The organism is Burkholderia sp. HAN2018 (genome assembly GCF_024704855.1).
Classification (GTDB): Bacteria; Pseudomonadota; Gammaproteobacteria; order Burkholderiales; family Burkholderiaceae; genus Burkholderia; species Burkholderia cepacia.
Map to the genome: position 1 here is coordinate 39,654 of NZ_QOBB01000025.1, position 15,943 is coordinate 55,596.

At 65.5% G+C, this 15,943-nt stretch carries 17 protein-coding genes; 8 read left to right on the forward strand and 9 right to left on the reverse strand.

Annotated features, from left to right (window positions below; genetic code table 11):
- Positions 1 to 225: 225 nt before the first annotated feature.
- Together DPV74_RS08805 and DPV74_RS08810 are read left to right on the forward strand one after the other, a co-directional pair.
- The gene (locus DPV74_RS08805) at positions 226 to 660 is read left to right on the forward strand and encodes a phosphatase (protein ID WP_119337006.1); all 435 of its coding nucleotides are present in this window, start codon (positions 226 to 228) and stop codon (positions 658 to 660) included.
- A gap of 179 nt (positions 661 to 839) precedes the next feature.
- A complete protein-coding gene (locus tag DPV74_RS08810; protein ID WP_119337007.1) occupies positions 840 to 2,459 on the forward strand; it encodes a histidine-type phosphatase in 1,620 nt (539 codons plus the stop codon).
- Positions 2,460 to 2,549: 90 nt separating this feature from the next.
- Here the strand turns inward: DPV74_RS08810 and DPV74_RS08815 are convergent, their stop codons facing one another.
- From DPV74_RS08815 to DPV74_RS08825, 3 genes are all read right to left on the reverse strand, one after another.
- Positions 2,550 to 3,080, reverse strand: coding sequence for a YcxB family protein (locus DPV74_RS08815; protein WP_027790029.1), 531 nt, complete (start codon positions 3,078 to 3,080; stop codon positions 2,550 to 2,552).
- A 229-nt stretch (positions 3,081 to 3,309) separates the two neighbouring features.
- A complete protein-coding gene (locus tag DPV74_RS08820) occupies positions 3,310 to 3,993 on the reverse strand; it encodes an alanyl-tRNA editing protein (protein ID WP_119337008.1) in 684 nt (227 codons plus the stop codon).
- 35 nt (positions 3,994 to 4,028) lie between these two features.
- A complete protein-coding gene (locus tag DPV74_RS08825) occupies positions 4,029 to 5,048 on the reverse strand; it encodes a sterol desaturase family protein (protein ID WP_060068251.1) in 1,020 nt (339 codons plus the stop codon).
- Between the two features lie 94 nt (positions 5,049 to 5,142).
- On the opposite strand from DPV74_RS08825, the gene DPV74_RS08830 reads away from it, so the two are divergent.
- Positions 5,143 to 6,189 (forward strand): AraC family transcriptional regulator, encoded by a 1,047-nt coding sequence (locus DPV74_RS08830; protein ID WP_119337009.1) that lies wholly within the window; start codon positions 5,143 to 5,145, stop codon positions 6,187 to 6,189.
- 74 nt (positions 6,190 to 6,263) lie between these two features.
- Complete coding sequence (locus DPV74_RS08835; RefSeq protein WP_060318451.1) at positions 6,264 to 6,569, forward strand: hypothetical protein; 306 nt, start codon at positions 6,264 to 6,266, stop codon at positions 6,567 to 6,569.
- A 34-nt stretch (positions 6,570 to 6,603) separates the two neighbouring features.
- Here the strand turns inward: DPV74_RS08835 and DPV74_RS08840 are convergent, their stop codons facing one another.
- The gene (locus DPV74_RS08840; protein ID WP_060172378.1) at positions 6,604 to 6,900 is read right to left on the reverse strand and encodes a hypothetical protein; all 297 of its coding nucleotides are present in this window, start codon (positions 6,898 to 6,900) and stop codon (positions 6,604 to 6,606) included.
- Between the two features lie 157 nt (positions 6,901 to 7,057).
- On the reverse strand, positions 7,058 to 7,465 hold the full coding sequence (locus DPV74_RS08845; RefSeq protein WP_162922988.1) for a hypothetical protein: 408 nt from the start codon (positions 7,463 to 7,465) through the stop codon (positions 7,058 to 7,060).
- Here DPV74_RS08845 and DPV74_RS08850 point away from each other — a divergent pair.
- On the forward strand, positions 7,368 to 8,936 hold the full coding sequence (locus DPV74_RS08850) for an EAL domain-containing protein (protein WP_119337010.1): 1,569 nt from the start codon (positions 7,368 to 7,370) through the stop codon (positions 8,934 to 8,936). The two genes, DPV74_RS08845 and DPV74_RS08850, sit on opposite strands and share 98 nt — an antisense overlap.
- Before the next feature lie 91 nt (positions 8,937 to 9,027).
- On the opposite strand, the gene DPV74_RS08855 is transcribed toward DPV74_RS08850, so the two are convergent.
- The 4 genes from DPV74_RS08855 to DPV74_RS08870 all read right to left on the reverse strand — a co-directional run bounded on the left by DPV74_RS08855 (position 9,028) and on the right by DPV74_RS08870 (position 11,766).
- Positions 9,028 to 9,948, reverse strand: coding sequence for a hypothetical protein (locus tag DPV74_RS08855; protein ID WP_119337011.1), 921 nt, complete (start codon positions 9,946 to 9,948; stop codon positions 9,028 to 9,030).
- On the reverse strand, positions 9,945 to 10,319 hold the full coding sequence (locus tag DPV74_RS08860; protein ID WP_162922992.1) for a hypothetical protein: 375 nt from the start codon (positions 10,317 to 10,319) through the stop codon (positions 9,945 to 9,947). Before DPV74_RS08860 ends, DPV74_RS08855 begins: the two co-directional genes overlap by 4 nt.
- A 317-nt stretch (positions 10,320 to 10,636) precedes the next feature.
- Positions 10,637 to 11,134 carry a hypothetical protein gene (locus DPV74_RS08865; RefSeq protein ID WP_162922993.1) on the reverse strand — a complete coding sequence of 166 codons (498 nt, stop codon included), beginning with the start codon at positions 11,132 to 11,134 and terminating at the stop codon, positions 10,637 to 10,639.
- Positions 11,135 to 11,391: 257 nt separating this feature from the next.
- Positions 11,392 to 11,766, reverse strand: coding sequence for a nuclear transport factor 2 family protein (locus DPV74_RS08870; protein ID WP_027790038.1), 375 nt, complete (start codon positions 11,764 to 11,766; stop codon positions 11,392 to 11,394).
- 103 nt (positions 11,767 to 11,869) lie between these two features.
- Here DPV74_RS08870 and DPV74_RS08875 point away from each other — a divergent pair, with 103 nt between their 5' ends.
- The 3 genes from DPV74_RS08875 to DPV74_RS08885 all read left to right on the forward strand — a co-directional run bounded on the left by DPV74_RS08875 (position 11,870) and on the right by DPV74_RS08885 (position 15,927).
- Complete coding sequence (locus tag DPV74_RS08875) at positions 11,870 to 12,850, forward strand: LysR family transcriptional regulator (protein WP_119337013.1); 981 nt, start codon at positions 11,870 to 11,872, stop codon at positions 12,848 to 12,850.
- A gap of 185 nt (positions 12,851 to 13,035) precedes the next feature.
- Positions 13,036 to 15,432, forward strand: a complete 2,397-nt coding sequence (locus tag DPV74_RS08880) for a DNA polymerase II (protein WP_119337014.1) — start codon at positions 13,036 to 13,038, stop codon at positions 15,430 to 15,432.
- A gap of 171 nt (positions 15,433 to 15,603) precedes the next feature.
- On the forward strand, positions 15,604 to 15,927 hold the full coding sequence (locus DPV74_RS08885; RefSeq protein WP_027790041.1) for a DUF4148 domain-containing protein: 324 nt from the start codon (positions 15,604 to 15,606) through the stop codon (positions 15,925 to 15,927).
- The last annotated feature ends 16 nt before the right edge of the window (positions 15,928 to 15,943 follow it).

Consider the following 15,943-nt stretch of genomic DNA (forward strand, 5'->3'; position numbering starts at 1 on the left):
CGCGAGTTTGGTGCATCACATCGAAAACCGTCGATGCGATGCATGTCGCTCGAAAAATGTCGCGCGACACGCATCCCGCGCCGGTTCTGGCTCACACCCCGATTCATTAGTCGAATCGTATAGGTTGGATAAAAATATTAATTGGTCGCGTTTTCAGAATCGACGCTAAGGTGTGTGGCATTCCCGTCGGCGAACGGATCATCACGTTTCTGAAGAGGAATCACCGTGGTTATCGAAGCCATCGTCACCCGTCTCGACGCTGCATTCGCGCAAATCGAAGCAACACCGGATTCGCATGAATCGCGCCATCAACGCGACGCGATCATCCAGTGGCTCGACCGGGCATCGGAAGAAGGATATCGACTCGGTCTCGTCACGACGCTGCCGGCTGCCCGGCTCAGCGACATGTTCGAAGGCCAGTTCGGCCGCGCGAACCTCGACCGCTTCTCGGTCGTCGTCACGGATGCCAATCAGCAGGACTCCGGATCAAAACAGCATCCTTTCGACGTCGCACTGCAGGCACTCGGCGTACCGCCCGAACGCGCGGTGGGGATCGCGAGCAGCGAACCGGAGCGCCGGGAAGCCGAGCATTTCGGCCTGTCGCGCTGCGTGAACATCACCGACACCGTGCGCTCGATCGCATCGGCCGGCCTGCACTGACCGCCCGCACACCGGCTGGCGGCGGCCGGCCACCCTCGATCCGGCGGCCATCCGACGATTGCCCGACCGAATCCTGACATTCTGCTGTCAAAGTCGCTTGCAACACTTCCGGGCTTGACCCATCCCTCCCGGAAACGGGACGACGCGAAACCGCATCGTCCCGCCCGTTGCACACCACGATGACACGCCCGACCCGCACCGCCGCCGCCCTCGCCGTTACCTGCCTGCTGCTCGCCGCTTGCGGCGGGGACGATTCGACACCGCCCGCAGCCTCGGCCGACAACAGCGGCTCGACGCCCGCACCGCAACCGCAACCCCAGCCCACGCCGGCACCCGCGACCTATTACCAGACGAAGACGCCATACCGTCCGCAGCAGGACGCCGCGACGTACGAAGCACCGCCCGCCGGCTACGCGCCCGTCTACACCGAACTCGTCGCGCGCCACGGCTCGCGCGGGCTGTCGGGTTTCAAGTACGACGGCGCGATCTACGCGATGCTGGTCAAGGCCGAAGCCGACGGCGCCCTGACCGCGCTCGGCGCACAGCTCAAGGCCGATACGTACGCGATGATGAAAGCCAATGCGCTGCTCGGCTATGGCGTGGCGGGCATCTCCACGCCCGGGTACGGCAACCTCACGCAAACCGGCATCCGTGAACACCAGCAACTCGCCGCGCGCCTCGCGCAGCGGCTGCCCGCGCTGTTCTCGGCCGGGAACCGGCAGATCGTCGTCGTCAACTCGGGCCAGGACCGCGCGGTCGACAGTTCGACCTTTTTCTCCGCGTCGCTCGTGGCCGCGCAACCGGCACTGGCCCCGGCGATCACGCTGCCGGCCGCGCCGTCCGGTTATCCCGCGAGCGCGCCGGTCGTGCAGCCGGCCGGCACCAACCGTTTCCTGCTGTACTTCCACTCGCTGAAGCCGGCCACCGACCTCGCGACCGATACGGGCAATCCGTACTACGCGACCTACCAGGCGAGCCATGCCTACCAGGCTTATGCGAACGACTCGACGGTGGCCGCGAAGCTCAACGCGATCAAGGCCGCGCCGCAGGCGGCCGACGTCGCGCAAACGGTACTGTCCGCGCTCGTGTCGCAGGCATTCATCGCGAAGCTCGGCACCAACGGCTACACGTTCGCGAACACGGGCACCTATGCGTTCACGTCGGCGGACGGCAAGTTCACCAACACGCTGAAGGGCGACGGCAAGACGAAGATCTCGACGGCTGTCGATGCGGTGAACGTGCTGTACAACCTGTTGCAGGTCGCGCCCGCGATGACGGCGGAAACGGGCGGCGTCACGATGGAGAAGTACATCGGCGCGGAGCAGGCGCAGTATCTCGCGTATCTGCAGGATGCCGAGGACTACTACCAGAAGGGGCCCGGCATCCAGGAAGCGAACCCCGTCACGTACCGGATGGCGAAGGTGCTGCAGGACGATTTCTTCGGCGAAGTCGATGCGATCGCGCGCGGCGACCTGACCCGCGCCGCGAAGCTGCGCTTCACGCATGCGGAGATCATGATTCCGTTCGCGTCGATCATGAACCTGAAGAACGTGTTCGTGCCGACGCCGCAAGCGCAGACGTACACGTACGCGAACAACCCGTGGCGCGGCGATCAGGTGTCGCCGATGGCCGCGAACATGCAGTGGGATGTCTATCGCAATGGATCGCGGCTCATCGTGAAGATGCTGTACAACGAGCGCGAAACGGATTTCCAGGCTGCGTGCGATGGCGCGAAGCTCACGCCGGGCAGTCACTTCTATGACTACGTGGGGTTGAAGCGGTGTTACGAGTATCAGTGACGTGATGCGGGCAACGCCGCGCGCGACAAGCCCGTTTCGACACCCGGACGATGCACCTCGTCCGGGTTTCAGCATGCGCGCGCCTGCCTGCTAGATCTTGCGGACGCCGTTCTGAAGCAGCGTCCGGTGCAGGAGGTCCACCTGCGACGCCGCGAGCACCCGCTTCGGGATGAGGCGGAACATCACCGCCGACTGACAAAGCAGGATCACGTAACGATCCTCGCTCCAGTGAACGAGATCCGCAAAACGAAATTCCTCGTGCGAGGTCGGGGATTCGACCACGAAATGGTCGCTGCGCCAGATGACCGTGTGCGGCTGCTGGAGGGTCTTTTGCTGGCTGTAGATCTTGCGAGCGGCACGACGCAACAGCAGATGGTTGAGCAGCGGCACGCCGATCGTGACCACCGCCGCGATTCCCGCCATCCACCAGACATTGCGCCAATCCGGAAACGCGCCGCTTGCCACCCGGAAACCACCGAACAAAAGGACGACGTACGCTATCGACGTGATCGCGAATGCCTTGAGCAGATATTTCCAGTTATATCTGCGCCAAAGATTCAGGCGGTAAGCGTGGACCAGATCGTCCACCGTCGGTTGAAACACGATATCGGTATCGCTCATGTGCGGGCTCGGAATGTTCGCTGTTTTTATACTTGCGCTGGATTGTTCACCGCGAGCGCCGCAATCCGGACAGTCGGCGATGCGTGCGCAGGGTGACCTGCAAACGAGGCCGCGCGAAATCGCCGGCCATTCGATGCATGGATCGCCAATATACATGCGAAGAACGCGTACTCAGGCGAATCGCGGATCGGCGGCGGCGCTCAACCTGTCGGGCATGCACTTCCGACGCTCACGCAACCCGCCCGCCCCCCTGCCCGTCGTCCGCCATCCCGGGCTCGACCAGCATCACCTCGATCCGCTCCTTGCCCTTCCCGGTGTTCTTGCGCTTGAGCGTCAGCATCCCGATCTCGCCGGTCGACGCCGGATGCGTGCCGCCGCACGCCATCGTCGCGAAGCCGTCGACCGTCCAGAAGCGGCGTTGCGCGTCGACATCGCTGAAGTCGGTCACGATGCGCAGGTCGCGCATCGACAGATCGGCCGCAGCCGATTCGATCTCCGGAAACAACGGCGACAGGCTCGTGTCGCTCGCGAAGTCGACGCGTGCCTTGTCCGGCCCGATATGCGCGCCGATGCGCTCGATACCGGGCCGGAGCCGGTAGACCAGTTGCAGCACCATTTCCGCCGCGAAGTGCAGGCGCATCAGCCGGTACCGCCGCACCCAGTCGATGCGCCAGGTCACGCGATCCCCGACGTTCAGCGAATGATCGTGCGGCAGCGTGTAGACGATGTCGAGACCCTGCTTTTCAGCGTGGATGACCTGATAGCCGCCGAGCGAACCCGCGTCGCTTTCCTGCCCGCCCGAAAACGCGAAGAAGATGGTCGCATCCACCTGCACGCGATCGCCGTCGACGTGCGTGACGACGGTATCCAGCGTGGTCCGGTAGGGATCGTCCCAGAATACTTTCTTCGTCATCGCCGCCGCGCCTTTCGCCGAGGAAAGCACGCAGGTTAGCCGGATCGCGTCGGGGTGGCTTGTACGATCTTGCGGCCGGATGCCGGTGCGTCGTCGCCTGGCGTGACGAGCGGCCCCGGCCCGGCCTCCCCCTCACCCTTGCGTTCAACGCTCCACGTATGGATCGGCCGATGCCCCGGCCGCTCCCATTCGGGCGGCATCCACAGATGCTTCAGCCGCTGCAGGATCGGCCCCGGCGCGAATACGTCACGCCACATGTCGACGAATTCGTGCAGGTTCAGCACCAGGAAGTTGTACGAACGAATCTGCTGCGTGATCCCGTAGTCGACCGGTTCCGTTTCCTCGACATAGGTGCCGAACAGGCGATCGAAGACGATCAGCACGCCGCCGTAGTTCCTGTCGATATAGCGCGGATTGCGGCCGTGATGCGCGCGATGGTTCGACGGCGTGTCGAATACGTACTCGAACCAGCGCGGCAGCCGCCCGATCGCTTCGGTATGCACGAAGTACTGGTACACGAGATCGACCGCGAGCAGGAACAGCACGACCGCGGGCGGGATGCCGAACCAGACTGGCGGCAGGTAGAACAGGAACACGCCGACGAACGCGTTCAGCAGCGACTGCCGCATCGCCGTCGTGAAGTTCATCACTTCACCGCTGTGATGCGGCACGTGCGCGGCCCAGAACCAGCGCACGCGGTGCGACGTGCGATGAAACCAGTAGTAGCAGAATTCCACGACGACGAAGATCGGCACGATCGTGAGGCCGTTCACCGGCACGTCGAACAGCCGGTGCCGGTAGACCCACGCGAAGATCGCACCGGTGAACAGGAGCCCCATCACGGTCTCGGCCACCTGATAGCCGGCGCCGAGCGACAGGTTCGCGACGATCTCCTTCCAGCGAAACGGCTCACGGCGCCCGCGCCCGGTCATCACCGCGTATTCGATCGCGAACGCGATCAGGAAGACCGGCGTCATGCCGATCAGCAACACCTGCTTCCAGTCCACGTCGTTACCCAGGAACGCATGGAGCCACGTCATCAACTCGGTCGGCATGTTCGCAGCCTCGATCAGGAACTGGCCGGCAGTATGGTCGCGCGCGGGCCGCTCCGCGTTGACACTTGCCGACGATTACTTGACACTTTCCGCCATGCCCGCCGCCTCCCCGCTTTCGACGCAGCGCGTCTACTACTCGAGCACCTACGTGCGGCTGCTGTTCGACTATCTGTCCGAGCAGGGCAAGGATGCCGCGCGCGTGCTGGGCGAGGCGCGGCCGCCCGAGGACGACCGCGGGCTCACGCTGTACGCGAGCGCGCACTGGCGGCGCCTGCTCGAATGCGCGGTGCGCGTGCTCGACGATCCGCTGCTCGGCCTGCACGTCGGCCAGCGGATCACGCCCGCCCATCTCGGCGCGCTCGGCTACGCGCTGCATGCGTGCCGCGATGCCGGCGCCGCACTCGCGCGCTGGCAGCAATACGAGCACCTGATCGCGAACGTCGCGCGCATGGAAGTGCGCGTCGAGGCGGCGTCGGTCGCGATCGAATGGCACGATGCGCCCGAGCCGCTCGGCCCGCTCGTCGACGAAGTCGCGCTCACGGCCATCGTCCAGTTCGCACGCAACATCACCGGCACGCGTGACGGGCCCGTCGAAGTCTGCTTCGTGCACCCGTCGCCCGGCGACGATCGGCCCTACGTCGATTATTTCGGCTGCCCGGTGCGGTTCGGCCAGCCGGTGAACCGCCTCGCGTTCCCGCTGCACCTGCTCACACAGCCGCTGCGCCAACCGGACGACGCACTGCTGCGGATGATGGAACGCCAGGCAAGCGCGCTGCTGGCCGAGCTGCGACAGACGGACGATCTCGAACAGTCGGTGCGCGAAGCCGTCGCGCGCCTGCTGACGCAAGGCGAAGCGAGCATCGAACAGATCGCGTCGGACCTGCATGTGTCGTCGCGCACGCTGCATCGGCGGCTTGCCGAACTCGGGCTCAACTTCCGGACACTGCGCGAGGACACGCGGCGGCGGCTCGCGATCGACCACCTGAACGATCCGCGGCTGACCCTCGCGGAAGTCGCTTGGCTGCTCGGGTATTCGGAACACAGCGCATTTACGCGCGCCTTTCGGCGCTGGACCGGCGAATCGCCGCAGCAGTGGCGCAGCCGGCAACCTGCGCGGGCGGCGAGCGTCGCGCGCGGCTGAGCGCGGCGCGCAACCGCGCCGCCGACGAACTCGCGTCCGCCCGCGCGGTCGAACGAGCATCGCCGGAGAATCCCATGAAACGCGTTGCCGCTGTCGCTGTCCTGACCCTGCTTGCCGCCGTCAGCTTGCCGGCAGCCGCCGGTGCAACATCCGGCAGCGCCGGGCCGGCGCCCGTTCAAGCGCACGCGAACAACTGCGTGCCGTCCCGCAGCGCCACGCCCGACGCGCGCTCGCCGTCGAAGGCGCCGCCGATCCGCGTATGCGTCGGCGATTCCAATACGCAACTGAACCTGCCGTGGTTCCTGACCGACGTCCTCACCGCCGTGGACACGCATCAGTCGGGCGGTGACCTGCTACGCAAGATGCGCGACGATTTCTGAACGCGGCCCGCGCGACGCGCGGGCACCGCATCGTTCACTCATCTTCGGACGCCTGCAGCACCTGCGTGAACGTGCCGACCATGCCGGCCCACATCGCGGGGTCGGCAATGCTGCGCAGCAGCGCAAGCGCTTCCTTTCGTTCGCCTTTCGAAAGCGGACCCTGTGCGCCGCTGATGGTGTTGTAGCGCGGCGTGCCGCGCGAAGCGAGCGCGCGATCGAGCACGTAATTGCGGGCCTGCCCGTTTACGTCGATCCGGATCCACAGCGAACCGCCGTCGGCTGCGGCTGCACCATCGATCACGATGACCGTGGGCACGGTATTTTCTTCCATCCCGAAGCTCCGGCGAGACGTGCGACCGTATCGCGCGGCGACCGAACGTGGGCCACGGGCAGGTCGGCAAAGACAGCATCCCGAAAGAATGTTTCCTGTCGAGACACAATGACAAAATTACACCAATTGTTGAATAACAATATTTCGTAATCTCTCGTCACATCTTATACTTGCCGCGCACCATCCTCGTGCCAAGAGACGGTGTTTTTTCGTCCCGGCCGCAAGACCATGCGGCCGGGGATTTTTTCGGTGCGTTCCACCAATTCATATGCGCCGGATGCGCATGTTCATGGAGGCAAGCCTCGGAATGAACGGCCAATTGCGACGAGGCTGTCACGGATGTCCGTCGCGACCGTAGAATCGATCGCATCGAGATGGCGGCGCGCACATGACGCAGGCGTGCCGTCGATGTATCGACCGGTTCGACTTGCCTCTCCCAACACACAACACCAAAGGCGACCGCGGGAATGTCGGCGTTCACGCCAGGCTCGAAACCAGTTTTCCAGCGCAGCGGCGCCTGGCCGCGGGTCGTCTTGTTCGTCGCCGTTATCGTTTGCGTACTCATGCCGGCATTCGCGATCGCGCTTGCCGACCGCTATGCGCGCGATACCATCATCGAACATGAACGCGTCGTGGCGAACGACATCGTGGCATCGGTCGACCGCATCCTGGACGGCGCGCGCCTGCGGCATGTGGACGAACTCACCGCACTCGTCGGGCGGCCATGCGCGACGGTATTCCGGACGCTCGCCGAGATAGGCACGCGCCTGCGCTACCTGCGCGCCGTCGCGCTGGTGTACGACGGCCGTGTCATGTGCTCGTCGGCGCTGGGAGCAATCGACTTGCCGCTGGGCGCGTACACGCACGAGCCGGAACCGGGTTCGACGCTCGTCACGCTGCTGCGCCAGACGCCGTTCCAGCAGGGCATCCCGGTGCTGCCCGTGTTTTACGCCACCGCGCCCGGCGCGGGCGTGCTCTACCTGGTCGAAGGCGACTACGTGGCCGACGCGCTCGCGCACGGTGCCCGCAACGGGACGGAAACCGCGACGCTGTCGATCGCGGGTTCGGGCCATCTCGATCAGCACGGGAAGTTTGCGCCGGAATCGGCCGCGGAACCCGCAGGCGGCAGCACGATCGTGTCGCCCCGCTGGCCGTTCACGGTGTCGGTTGCGACATCCACGCGTTACGCGTCGCAGGTTCGGCATCACTATCGGCTGATCGGCATCACGATCGTGCTGCTGGCGGATGGCCTCGTGATGGCGGCCTACCTGCTGGCGATGGCGCCGCGCCGGCTGCTGCTGAAGGCCGTGCGCAACGCGCTCAGGCGCGACGAACTCCATGTCGTGTACCAGCCGATCGTCGAGGTCGGGACGCGCAGGACCGTCGGCGTCGAGGCGCTGCTGCGCTGGCAGCATCCGAAGTGGGGGGCCATCAGCCCGGCGGTGTTCATCCCGCAGGTCGAATCGAGCGCGGTGCTGCCGAAAGTGACCGAATTCGTGCTGCGGACCGCCGTGTCGGAACTCTCCGCGCTGACGCCGTCAATGCCGCTGCGCATCGCCGTCAACATCGCGCCGAAGGATCTCGAGCGCACGCGGTTCGTGTCCATCGTCGAGAATGCGATTCGCGCACTGCCGCCCGGCTTTACGCTGGTGCTCGAAGTCACCGAGCGCATCCTGCTCGAGAAGAACGCGCGGACCACCGCGATCTTCCATGCGCTGAGAGCGAAAGGCGCGAAATTCGCGATCGACGATTTCGGCACGCATCACAGCAATCTCGACATGCTGTCGCGTTTTCCGTTCGACTACGTGAAGATCGATCGCCAGTTCGTCTCGCAACTGAACGGCGGCAGCGCGGGATTGATCGAGGGAATCGCGTCCGTCGCGCATCACTACGACCTGAAGATCATCGCGGAGGGCGTGGAAACGGAAGCGCAGCATCGCGCGCTGCAAACGGTCGGGATTCAGTATGCGCAGGGGTATCTGTATCAGCGGCCGCAACGGGCAGAGCACTTGAAGCAGGATGTCGCATGGGTGTAGGGCGCCGGTGCGTGCGCCGATGCGCACGCTGCCGAATCGCCGCGGGTCGTCTTGTCGTGCACGCGGATCACGCCATATCCGCTTGCGGGTTTCACGCCGACGGCATGCCTTGCGACGGTCCAGCAGTCTCGCGACGCGCAGCGGCATAGAACACGCGGAACCACACCCAGTAGGCCGCGCCGGTTGCGGCGAGAACGACGACCGGCATGATGCCGGACATCAGGCTGGCTATTCCGAGCACGTCGCCCACGAGGCGCAGCACCGCATAAGCCAGCAGCAGGACCGATGCCATCGACGCAAGCGACGCCCCCAGCAGACGCCGGACGTGCAGTCGACCGAGATCGCGAGGCAGGCCGAGCATCGCGCCTGCGAAGACGATCGCGGCGGGAACGACGATCCCCCCGACGTAGTTCAGCATCACGAGCTTGAGATCGTCGTCGAAATAGTCGAGCAGGATCATCACGGCCTGCGTCATGAAGAGCAGCAATACGCTGGCAAACAACCAGGCCGCGAGACCCGCAATGCGCCGCCGCGCATTGCCGCGCGGCGCCCCTTGCAACGCGTCGTTGCGAAACAGGTGGGTGACGAACCACCACGCAAGCCAGGCGACCAGCGCATAGAGGACGGCATTCACCGGCGCGATGAGCGTCACGATGTGCGTCAGGCTCAGGGAACCGCCGCGCAACATGCCCACGAGCGCCTGGAATACCAGTACCTGCGCGACCTGCCAGACCAGCAGGCACAACGCAAAGGCCGTCAGCGGCAACGCGGGGCGACGGAATGCAAGCTGGTCCCGATACTCTCCGTGCCAGCGGACGATCAGGAACACCAGGCCGCTTCGAAACACCAGGCTCCCGATGAAAGTGGACAGTTGCACGGCCAGCATATTCACGGACGGCGAAGACTTCGTCGACCACACGTAGAGGCCGATCAGAAATTGCGCCGTGGTAATGACCGCCGCGATGAGCGCGGCGATACCGGGTAAAGAAATTTGCCGGGAGGAAGCGTTCATGGGGAGTCCGGGGTAATTGGGTTCATCGGCAATGCGTGCGGCGCCGCACCTCCAGGCAAACCGAACAGCCGCGCCATCCCTGCAGCAACAGGATGGCCGGGCATCCGCCGGAAGAATGCGCGTATGCGTTTCGCGTGGTACTTCCGGGCAACGCCCCACGGCCCCGACCGGGGCGACACACCGGTTGCGACCGTTTCCGGCGCACCGGCTGTCCGGCCAAGACCCTCGAGCGTTTCGCGCAGAAGGGCCCGCCCCGGCAGCCCGAGGACGAGCGACAGCGAGCCGAATTCAATCGGGATCAGTGGATGCGTGCGGTTTTGCGGTCGATTGCCTTCGCTCAGGTCGAGCGACAGGCCGGTCGACTGCGGCATGGAGGCTTTCACCAGCGGCGACTGGAAACGAGGCAGGCGAAGTCAGGTCGGCATGCGTCATGCGCTCCCACGCAGCTTGCGCGATGCGTCGGCACGTCATCACGATCGATGCAGGGCTGCCCGGCCCTGCGGTGGGGAATCGGAGCACGATTGCCAAGCCGGGAATGGAACGCGACAAGCGATGCTTGCCGAGCCGGCCGTTCCGCAATTGCTTCCATCATGCGGTGCGCATTCATGGCGCCTCTCTCAGAATGATGTTGTTCTTGACCGGCGATTCTACGAATGATGATTCCGTGACGTCAATCGGGCGGGATTCGTCAGCATGCCGGCGGATGATCGGGATCGGACAGGCATGTGTCCCGATAGGCGTCGTCGACGGCGCGCAGAAACGCCTTCCGTCCGTTCTCCAATGCCGTGGCCGTGTGCGCGTCCGGCGAGACAGGCATCACGCGGCCGTCAGGCGACATCGAATATCCGAGATCGACGAACGCATCGTCCGGCGCGCGCTTCGTTCCGATCCAGTAGCCGATCGAAACCGAGCCGGCAACGCCGGTCGCGCCGTTGTAACCCACTTCGAATCGTCCGGCCTTGAAGATGCGCGGCCGCATTTTTTCCGCATAGGTCAGCACTTCGGCAACCGTTGCGCCATCTTTTGTCCGATGCTGCCTGACCGCCTGTATCCAGTTGGCTTCCGTGGTCGCCGGCAATGCCTTCACTTTCGGGGAAGCGCATATCGCACGCCCGCTTCCACACAGGCAGGCCGCAACGACGACGCAGCCGGCAACACGTGCGACGCGATCAATCGTGAGTTTCATTCAATGATCCTTGACGGGTTCAATCGAGCCCGAATCTTACGATCATCGGCCCGGATGCCGGAACGGTATCGCGCACCCCGTCCTGGCACTGCCCCGCCCAAGCGCTGAAATCGGCCGCCCGGGCATCCACGACAAGCGGGCATCTCGACAGCGTTCGAGCAGGGTCCCATACGGATTCACCCCATCGATGCCGAGACACCGCATTTCGTCGGCGCAAAAAACCCCGGGAACCCGATGCGCATCTGCCGCGCTGCGCTTCAGTCGAACGTACGCACCACGGCGGACGCCTTGGTCGCGATCAACCAGCTGCCATCCACCTTGTGCATGACGAAGTGATCGTTGAACAACCGGTTGCCGATCCGCACCCGCACCGTCGCCGTTGAAAGGCCGTCCGACACATGCGCCATCGAGAGGATCGCCTCGTCCCTGGGCGCGCCGGTCGATCGCGGACTCGGCCTCCCGTTGATGAGCGCCGCATACTCGTGCGATGCCAGCGTGCGAAACCGGCCTTCGTCGAGCCACTGAATCATGCAGCTCGGGTGAAAAACCTTGTCGAAGTCGCGGCTCTTCGGCTCATAAGCCAAATTGAAGTAGTCGTCGATCAACGCGACTACGGCCTGGGTCTGGGTCATGGCTGGCTTTCCTCGATAGTGAACCGCTCGTATAGTGAGCGATCGCCCCCGCCCTCGGCTACGGCGACCCGGTTATCGCTGCCATTACAGGAACACATGGATCATGGAAGACCTCGACGGAGGACTGGTAAGCGGCTTGCTTGTCCTTGCGGCCCTGGCCGAATCCGGGAGCTTCGGTCGGGCGGCCTCCCGCCTGGGCAAGACTCAGCCCGCGGTCAGTCGCGCGATCCAGCGGCTGGAGGATCGCCTGCGCGCGAAGCTCGTCCATCGCACCAGCCGGCACGTCGAAGTGACGGACGCGGGCCACGAACTGTTGTCGAAGGTGCTGCCGTTACTGCAGGGGATCGAGGAGGCGACCGCCGGCACGTCCGGCCAGGCCTCGGTCGCCAGCGGCACGCTCCGTGTGGCGTGCGATGCCGCATTCGCCCGCCTTGTGCTCGCGCCGGAGCTGGCCCGGTTCATGAAGGAACACCCCGCTCTGCACCTGAAGCTGGAGACCCGGAACGACCTCTCGGACCTCGTCAGCGACGGCTTCGATCTCGCCATCCGCTTTGGCCCCCCATCCGTTTCCACCTTGGTCTGTCGAAGGCTGTACAGCCCGCGGGTGCTGACGGTGGCCGCGCCGTCCTACCTGGAGCGACACGGCCGGCCGAGGTCGCCGCAGGATCTGGTCGACGACGGCCACGAATGCATCCTGGCCATCGACCCGGCTACCGGCCGCCCCTTCGACTGGGAGTTCTGGCGTGACGGCGAAAAAGTGAAAGTGGCCGTAACCGGCAGCCTGACCGTCACGGATGCGGGCACCAAGATCGGCGCCTGCGTTGCAGGCTTCGGGATCGCCCAGGTGATCGACCTCGGAATCGACACGCACCTGCGTGCCGGCACACTGGAGCCGGTGCTGACCGACTGGTGCGACGAGACGTTCCCGCTTTATGTCTACTATCCCAGCCGGAACCACGTTCCGGCCAAGGTGAGAACGTTCATCGACTTCGTCGTCGGCATGATGCCCAGGCTGCAGTCCAACGGTTACGGCGCGTGCCGGCGGCCGCCATCCGCCGTGCTCGAAACGCTGCGCCGCGAGTAGTCGCCTTCTTTCCGTCGCGCGCCGGACGTCAATCGCGTCGAAAAACCCGAACGCCGGCCGGCACGCGGAAGATCGCGCATCGCGCGCCGGCTTCCTGCCACCTGTTGCCACGCGTGCCCCCGTCGGCACGGCCGCCATTCAAGCGCTAAAATCCGCCGCCTGGGCATTCACGACGAGCAAGCGTTTTGACGGCGTTCGAGCAGGGTTTCATCCTCACCCGCCACTGGCGGGACACCGCATCCGGCATCGAGATCGAGTTCTGGCTGGCAACCGAACACGGTCCGCGCCGCGTGCGCCTGCGCCCGCAGGAAGCCGTCGCGTTCATCCCCGCCGAACAGCAGGCGCTCGCCGAACGCGCGCTGGCGGGCGAGCACGACGCCGAGTTGCGCCCGCTCGCGCTGCGCGATTTCCGGCAGCGCCCTGTCGTCGGCCTCTATTGCAAGCGCTATCGCCATCTGTCCGGGCTGCAAAAGCGCCTCGCCGCAGCCGGCGTCGACGTCTACGAAGCCGACGTGCAACCGCCCGACCGCTACGCGATGGAACGCTTCATCACGGCATGCGTGCAGTTTCGCGGCCGGCCCGGCCGCGACGGCGCGCTGACCGGCACCGAGCTGAAATCCGCGACCGGCTACCGCCCGGCCCTGCGCTGCGTGTCGCTCGACATCGAAACCAGCGTCCACGGCGAGCTGTATTCGATCGCGCTCGAAGGCTGCGGGCAGCGGCAGGTCTACATGCTCGGCCCGCCGAACGGCGATGCAAGCAGCGAAGCAGGCAGCGACGCGGGCACGCGGGACTTCGACCTCGACTATTGCGACAGTCGCGCCGCGATACTCACGCGGCTCAACGACTGGTTCGAAACACACGATCCCGATGCCGTGATCGGCTGGAACCTCGTGCAGTTCGACCTGCGCATCCTGCATGCGCATTCGGAGCAATACGGCATCCCGCTGAAGCTCGGGCGCGGCGGCAGCGTGCTCGACTGGCGCGCGCACGGCCAGCAGCCGGACCACTTCTTCGCGGGCGCGGCCGGCCGGCTGATCCTCGACGGCATCGACATGCTGAAATCCGCGACGTGGACGTTCCCGTCGTTCAGCCTCGAATACGTGTCGCAGGCACTGCTCGGCGAAGGCAAGTCGATCGACAATCCGTACCAGCGAATGGACGAGATCCAGCGCCGCTTCGATCACGACAAGCCGGCGCTCGCGCGCTACAACCTGAAGGACTGCGAGCTCGTCACGCGCATCTTCGACAAGGCGGACCTGCTGTCCTTCGCGCTCGAACGCGCGAGCGTGACGGGCCTCGCGGCCGATCGCACCGGCGGGTCGGTCGCGGCCTTCACGCACCTGTACCTGCCCCGCATGCACCGGCTCGGCTACGTCGCGCCGAACCTCGGCGACGTGACGGGGCAAAACAGCCCCGGCGGCTTCGTGATGGATTCGCGCCCCGGGCTGTACGACTCGGTGCTCGTGTTCGACTACAAGAGCCTCTACCCGTCGATCATCCGCACGTTCCTGATCGATCCGGTCGGGCTGATCGAAGGGCTCGCGAATCCCGGCGACGACGCATCGGTGCCCGGCTTTCTCGGCGCGCGCTTCTCGCGTACCGCACACTGCCTGCCCGATATCGTGCGCCGCGTGTGGGAAGGCCGCGACGATGCGAAGCGGCAGCGCAACGCGCCGCTGTCGCAGGCGCTGAAGATCATCATGAATTCGTTCTACGGCGTGCTCGGCTCGACGGGCTGCCGCTTCTTCGACCCGCGCCTCGCGTCGTCGATCACGATGCGCGGGCACGAGATCATGCACCGCACACGCGAGCTGATCGAAGCGCAGGGCTACGAAGTGATCTATGGCGATACCGATTCGACGTTCGTGTGGCTCGGCCGCGCCCACGACGACGACGAAGCCGGCGCCAAGGGCCGCGCGCTCGTCGAACACGTGAACCGCTGGTGGCACGCGCACCTGCGCGACCAGTTCGGGCTCGAGAGCGCGCTGGAGCTGCAGTACGAGCGGCACTACCGCCGCTTCCTGATGCCGACCGTGCGCGGTGCGGAAGAAGGCAGCAAGAAGCGTTACGCGGGCCTCGCGGCGGCGGCCGACGGCGGCGAGGATCTCGTGTTCAAGGGGCTCGAAACGGTGCGCACCGACTGGACGCCGCTCGCGCAGCAGTTCCAGCGCGAGCTGTATCGACGCGTGTTCAGCCGCGAGCCCTACCAGGATTTCATTCGCGACTACGTGCAGCGCACGCTGGCCGGCGAATTCGACGACCAGCTCGTCTACCGCAAGCGCGTGCGCCGGCCGCTGCGCGAATACGAGCGCAACGTGCCGCCGCACGTGCGCGCGGCGCGGATCGCCGACGAGTTCAACCACGCGCAGGGCCGGCCGTTGCAATATCAGCGCGGCGGCTGGATCAGCTACGTGATGACGACGGCCGGCCCCGAGCCGCTCGAGACGATGCGCTCGCCGATCGACTACGCGTTCTACCTGAGCCGCCAGTTGCAGCCCGTGGCCGACGCGATCCTGCCGTTCCTGCGCGACGATTTCGAACGCGTGATCTCCGGGCAGGGGCAGTTGTTCGGCGATTGACGACGTGGCGGCACCGCGGCACGGCGGCACGGCGGCACGGCACGCCCGTCGCCCACTGTGGCGCATTCCGGAAACACAGTTCACCCGGATTCGGCATTTATCCGGCCGGCATGGATTCCTAAACTTGCTTCGTCGGTTCGCTGAACCGCCACGCAACCGTCTGAGGAAATCATGAAATCGATCATCGCCACCGTCGTCGTCGCCACCGCTGCCGCGACTGCCCTGCTCGCCGCGCCGGCCGTGTCGTACGCGCAGTCGTCGCACTCGACGCTCACGCGTGCGCAGGTACGCCAGGAACTGTTCGACCTCGAAGCCGTCGGCTACGACCCGGTCGCCAGCAACGGGGACAACTATCCGGGCGACATCGTCGCCGCGCAGGAGCGCCTGACCGCCAAGCGTCTCGCGGCACGCAACAACGCCGCTGCCGCCTATGGGCCGGGCGGCACGCCGGGCACGGATGCGGGCGCACCGGCGGTCGCCGCGCCGCGGCCGTAACGCGCGGCCGGAAGCG

Bases quoted from the DNA above. Each gene is read 5' to 3' on its own strand.
- DPV74_RS08810 (WP_119337007.1), top strand. From the start codon at position 840: ATGACACGCCCGACCCGCACCGCCGCCGCCCTCGCCGTTACCTGCCTG.
- DPV74_RS08815 (WP_027790029.1), bottom strand. From the start codon at position 3,080: ATGAGCGATACCGATATCGTGTTTCAACCGACGGTGGACGATCTGGTC.
- DPV74_RS08820 (WP_119337008.1), bottom strand. From the start codon at position 3,993: ATGACGAAGAAAGTATTCTGGGACGATCCCTACCGGACCACGCTGGAT.
- DPV74_RS08825 (WP_060068251.1), bottom strand. From the start codon at position 5,048: ATGCCGACCGAGTTGATGACGTGGCTCCATGCGTTCCTGGGTAACGAC.
- DPV74_RS08830 (WP_119337009.1), top strand. From the start codon at position 5,143: ATGCCCGCCGCCTCCCCGCTTTCGACGCAGCGCGTCTACTACTCGAGC.
- DPV74_RS08835 (WP_060318451.1), top strand. From the start codon at position 6,264: ATGAAACGCGTTGCCGCTGTCGCTGTCCTGACCCTGCTTGCCGCCGTC.
- DPV74_RS08840 (WP_060172378.1), bottom strand. From the start codon at position 6,900: ATGGAAGAAAATACCGTGCCCACGGTCATCGTGATCGATGGTGCAGCC.
- DPV74_RS08850 (WP_119337010.1), top strand. From the start codon at position 7,368: ATGTCGGCGTTCACGCCAGGCTCGAAACCAGTTTTCCAGCGCAGCGGC.
- DPV74_RS08845 (WP_162922988.1), bottom strand. From the start codon at position 7,465: ATGAGTACGCAAACGATAACGGCGACGAACAAGACGACCCGCGGCCAG.
- DPV74_RS08855 (WP_119337011.1), bottom strand. From the start codon at position 9,948: ATGAACGCTTCCTCCCGGCAAATTTCTTTACCCGGTATCGCCGCGCTC.
- DPV74_RS08860 (WP_162922992.1), bottom strand. From the start codon at position 10,319: ATGCCGCAGTCGACCGGCCTGTCGCTCGACCTGAGCGAAGGCAATCGA.
- DPV74_RS08865 (WP_162922993.1), bottom strand. From the start codon at position 11,134: ATGAAACTCACGATTGATCGCGTCGCACGTGTTGCCGGCTGCGTCGTC.
- DPV74_RS08870 (WP_027790038.1), bottom strand. From the start codon at position 11,766: ATGACCCAGACCCAGGCCGTAGTCGCGTTGATCGACGACTACTTCAAT.
- DPV74_RS08875 (WP_119337013.1), top strand. From the start codon at position 11,870: ATGGAAGACCTCGACGGAGGACTGGTAAGCGGCTTGCTTGTCCTTGCG.
- DPV74_RS08885 (WP_027790041.1), top strand. From the start codon at position 15,604: ATGAAATCGATCATCGCCACCGTCGTCGTCGCCACCGCTGCCGCGACT.